The sequence below is a fragment of the Bacteroides sp. OM05-12 genome, assembly GCF_003438995.1.
GTDB lineage: Bacteria > Bacteroidota > Bacteroidia > Bacteroidales > Bacteroidaceae > Bacteroides.
Map to the genome: position 1 here is coordinate 74872 of NZ_QSUN01000017.1, position 4252 is coordinate 79123.

A 4252-nucleotide genomic window follows, 5' to 3' on the forward strand; every position below is an offset into this window, starting at 1 on the left:
CTAAATCTTCACGTGGAGAATGGACGAGTTGTCATAACAGGAAATCACGATCTGGAAATCTATACGACCAACGGTATGAGAGTACAAAACGAAGCATTGCCCAAGGGATTCTATCTTATCCGGATCATTGCCGACGGCAATACAATTCACACTAAAATATTTATTCCATAAAAAAGGGGGACTCATACTCCCCCAATCATTTATTTACTAAATCATATTTAATATGAAGAAACAACTACTTACACTCGCATGTGCATCTTTTATAGCATGCACTTGCTTCGGACAGACAATGAAGAAGTACGAAGGTTTACTATTCGACAAAATGTCTCCTAACGGACAATGGACTACGCAGGCTATGCAAGGCAGTGTTGTCATTTTCAACCGGGCCGACTCCGTGTTTTATGTATATGGTGAAGAAGAAGGCAGTGCTTATTCAATCGGTCAGGGTAATGCCATCAACAACGACGGAATTATCGTAGGAGGTATCAGTGACAGCCAACCAGCCTATTGGCAAGATGGAGAATGGAATTTACTTCCGTTAGCGGAAGCTGATACCATTGTTTATAACTCGGCAGACGCTATTACACCGGACGGACGGCGTATCGCAGGAAGTCTCGCTTGCAGCCGCTGGGGACTTGATAACAACAATCAAATGCTGGCACCAGTGGTTTGGACCAAAGGAGAAGATGGCAAATACGGACTCTATCAACGTTTGCCACAACCAACAAAAGATTTCTCGGGACGAGCACCACAGTATATAACTGCACGTTCTATCTCCGCTGATGGAAAAACAATTTTTGGACAAATTGTCGATTATACTGGTATGTACCCTTGTCTGATTGTTTACAAAGAAGATGCTGAAGGAAAATGGTCTTACCAAACACTCGGACAGGAACTCCTTTATAAGGAAGGAACCGAGTTCCCAGCTTGGCCGAACTATGAGCCAAAGCAACCAAAAATACAAAATTATATGTCGGAAGAAGAATTAACCGAGTATAATGATGCTATGGCACTTTATGAAGATTCTGTCGATCTCTACTATCAAGGTTTAATAGATAAATATCCGTCATATCCGCTTTACGATGACTATTTGAAAAACGAAACAAAAAAAGAAGAATACACACAGGCATCTGACAAATATAAAAAAGAATATAAAGCATATCAAGACTCTACAAATGTTTTCTATGATGTATTCTATGAAGCTTGTACTAACAAAGCTTTTGGGTCTAATGAAGTAGTCACTTCCGAAAACGGACGTTATTATGTATCCTCCCTTTCTTGTCCTGATCCGAACGGAGATCCTTTGGCTTTGGAACCAGAAATAATTACGGTACCTGTATGTTTCGATTTACAAGCAGAAAAACCAACCATGATCCAACTTGACGGTAATGACATTATCACCTGTTCTGTCCTAAATGACGGAACTGTATTTATGGCAAGTCCAAGTATGGAATACACCCGCAACGCTTATGTCATTCCGACCGGAAGCAAGAAAGCAATGTCATTCTTTGACTGGATGAAAGCCAAAAATTTACCTGCCTATAATTGGATGACTGAAAATCTATCATTTGACTATACAGGTGTTAAATATGACGAAGACGGTAATGAAATCCTTGTTAATGTACCGGATAGCTTAATAGCCGGAACAATTTCCGTCAATCCCGAAGGTACTGTTTTCTCTGCTTTCCTTTGGGATGCTTGGAGTTTGGAAGATAAAGGGCAATATATTTCTTATTTCATTGATCTGAACCCGGCTTCAGGAGTTGCAGCTCCGAAAGCAGAAGCAACAGAAGTCAAAGTTTACCCGAACCCGACAACCGATATACTCTATATCGACGGTGATATTTGCAAAATAAATATCTTCGATTTATCGGGACGAGTTGTTTATGAATCATCTTCCGTTTCCTCTAGCATACCAATGGCATCCATCGCAGGTAGAGGCACTTACTTGGTGAAACTAACTACCATAGATGGAAATATAGTGGTTAAGACCGTTTCTGTCAATTAAGATAGAAGATAAATATCAATTTTAAAGGTGCTGACTAACCTTTGATTGTTAGTCAGCACCTTTCTTATTTAGTACAGAAAGGTTTTTATGGCTCAGTCGTAAATCTTGGGGAATTAACCATTGTTAATTCCCTCATGCATATACTCAATCTAAAGAGGAAAAAGTTTCTGTCTACCACACCTCTAAATGATGCCCTAAATGCCTTTATCTTTGCGTTAAATGCTTCTGCCGACGCATTGTACTTCTGTTCACAAAGAAGTTCAATATCCCTTCATAATGGTTTCCAATCGAATTAGCCACAGCGGAAAATGTACCATATCCATATTCTTCTATCTTATTGTACCATAACGCCAGTTTAACTCTTGCCATGTCCTTGTCATAAGTAGTAGAGAATATCTTTCCCAATTGGAGTGAATAGTAGTATACCTGTTTGATATCCTCAAACTGTTTAAATAAGATTTCTGCTCTAATCTTCTGGCTTTTTGTCCATTTATCGGGTGATTTAAAAAGTAAATATCTGCTTCTGGCTAAAAGTTGCCTGAGTGTATCTCTACTCTCAAATACTTCCGGTTCACAGTCCATCCCTTTCTTGCATGCTTCTTTCATCCGCTTGTTTCCTTACTTGATTACTTGCCAGCGATAGGTAATACACAGTTCTTGTACTGCTTCATACCCCAACTTTTGCACATGAAATCTGTCTATGACCTGCATCGCCCGTGGAAAACATGTCCTGGCGATTTTATACATACTTGCGGCCATGTCCAAGGTGATTTCTTTGACTTGCCGGCGTACATCTGCAGGAATCAACATTAGTACAGTTATAACGTCTTCCGACTTAGTCCCCTTTATGACTGCTACAATAGAACCTTTCCTTCCACGTTTGTCCTTATTGATAATGGTTGTGTAAAGTTCTCCCTTGCTTAGGGCTGTCTCGTCTATACAAAGACGGTAACCGACATTCTTGGAATAAAGAATATAGTCTTCCGTATGCTCTTTTTGCTCCCAGGCTTTATAATCACTTAAATGCTCCTTGTATTGACTCTGAAGCTGTTTGCCATTCATGCAATAATGTTCAGCTACACTTTGGCAGCTAACGGCATGATTGACTAAGTAGTTCTTTTAAAAATGCTCCGAACTCTGCTGTGATGCGAGTGCCGGAGGATACCAAAGTCCAGTCATGACTATAGACCTGCCCTGTTGTCGGATCTTCCCAACGTCGATGTTTGGTTTGATACGCAGGTATATCGCTTTTCCACGGATAGGGAAATCTTGGACTTCAATCTCGGGAAAGAAGCCTTTGGAATGAAGATGAAGGTGAGAATACTCACTAGGGATAACGGCTTTTTCTTCCAAATAAAGGATAAAACAGGTATCTTGAGGAATATACTATCGACAAGCGTAAAATAATCAAGCAAGTCCGAAGGTAAAAACAAACTTAGGGCATCAGCTAATGGCATGGATTGAGAAGGAGTTTTCATGATGCTAAAATAGGAATTTTAATCAAATACCCCAAATTTTCAGAATGAGCACTCAAAAACTCATATTTCCCGACGGCTTTATTTACGACAAAAATAACGAACATATTGAACCTAAAAGAGTGAACCAATTCTGGATCAACGTAAAAACCTGAGGGATTAAGTCTAAATTCTTATCTTTGCCTCCCAATTATATAATAATGGAAACAAACGGTTATCGCCTTCTTCTTCCCGAAGGCACCTTAGATTATTTTGATATTGTCGATGTAAAAGAGAGTGGTTCTGAGGTTGTCATTTACCTTGAGGAAAAGAATGTTGTTCCTTTGGAATATGCGGGTAAGGAAACCGAAAGCAAAGGTTTTTAATAATCCTGTGGTAGTTCAGGATTTCCCTTTACGTGGGAAAAAAGTTTTCCTGAATATTCGTCGTCGTCGCTGGCTACTGAAGCCCGATAATAGTTATATCAGCCGAGACTGGCGTATATTGGCTGCAGATACCCGTTTGACGCAAGATTTTGCGTTTTTTTTAAAAGCATTATATTGATAGCCATCCGGTGAGTTGCAAGCTGCTGGGTGAGTTGTATGGTGTTGACGGTGAGTTGTTAGAGCGGCAATACCGCAATCATCTGAGTGATTATTTGCATTGGGAGCAGCTTCCCCATGCTGAAGACTGGATGTTGTATGAGAAGAATATTAGTGCTTATGTCGGCATTGATGAGGTTGCCCTCTCCCGTGGTGAACTATATACTATTCTGATAAACAAGGAAAGG

1 protein-coding gene and 4 pseudogenes are annotated in these 4252 nt (G+C 40.0%); 3 read left to right on the top strand and 2 right to left on the bottom strand.

Going from position 1 to position 4252, the window contains the following annotated elements:
• Nucleotides 1-223 precede the first annotated feature (223 nt).
• Nucleotides 224-2008: a T9SS type A sorting domain-containing protein gene (locus DXB63_RS12765; RefSeq protein WP_122126807.1), complete on the top strand. Its 1785-nt coding sequence runs from the start codon at nt 224-226 to the stop codon at nt 2006-2008.
• 85 nt (nt 2009-2093) lie between these two features.
• Here DXB63_RS12765 and DXB63_RS12770 read toward each other — a convergent pair.
• Nucleotides 2094-3070: pseudogene (locus DXB63_RS12770) on the bottom strand (transposase).
• 28 nt (nt 3071-3098) lie between these two features.
• Nucleotides 3099-3486, bottom strand: a pseudogene (locus DXB63_RS18430) (transposase).
• A gap of 197 nt (nt 3487-3683) precedes the next feature.
• Here DXB63_RS18430 and DXB63_RS12780 point away from each other — a divergent pair.
• Nucleotides 3684-4026, top strand: a pseudogene (locus DXB63_RS12780) (hypothetical protein).
• Nucleotides 4027-4051: 25 nt separating this feature from the next.
• A pseudogene (locus tag DXB63_RS12785) lies at nt 4052-4252 on the top strand (DDE transposase); the annotation flags it as partial.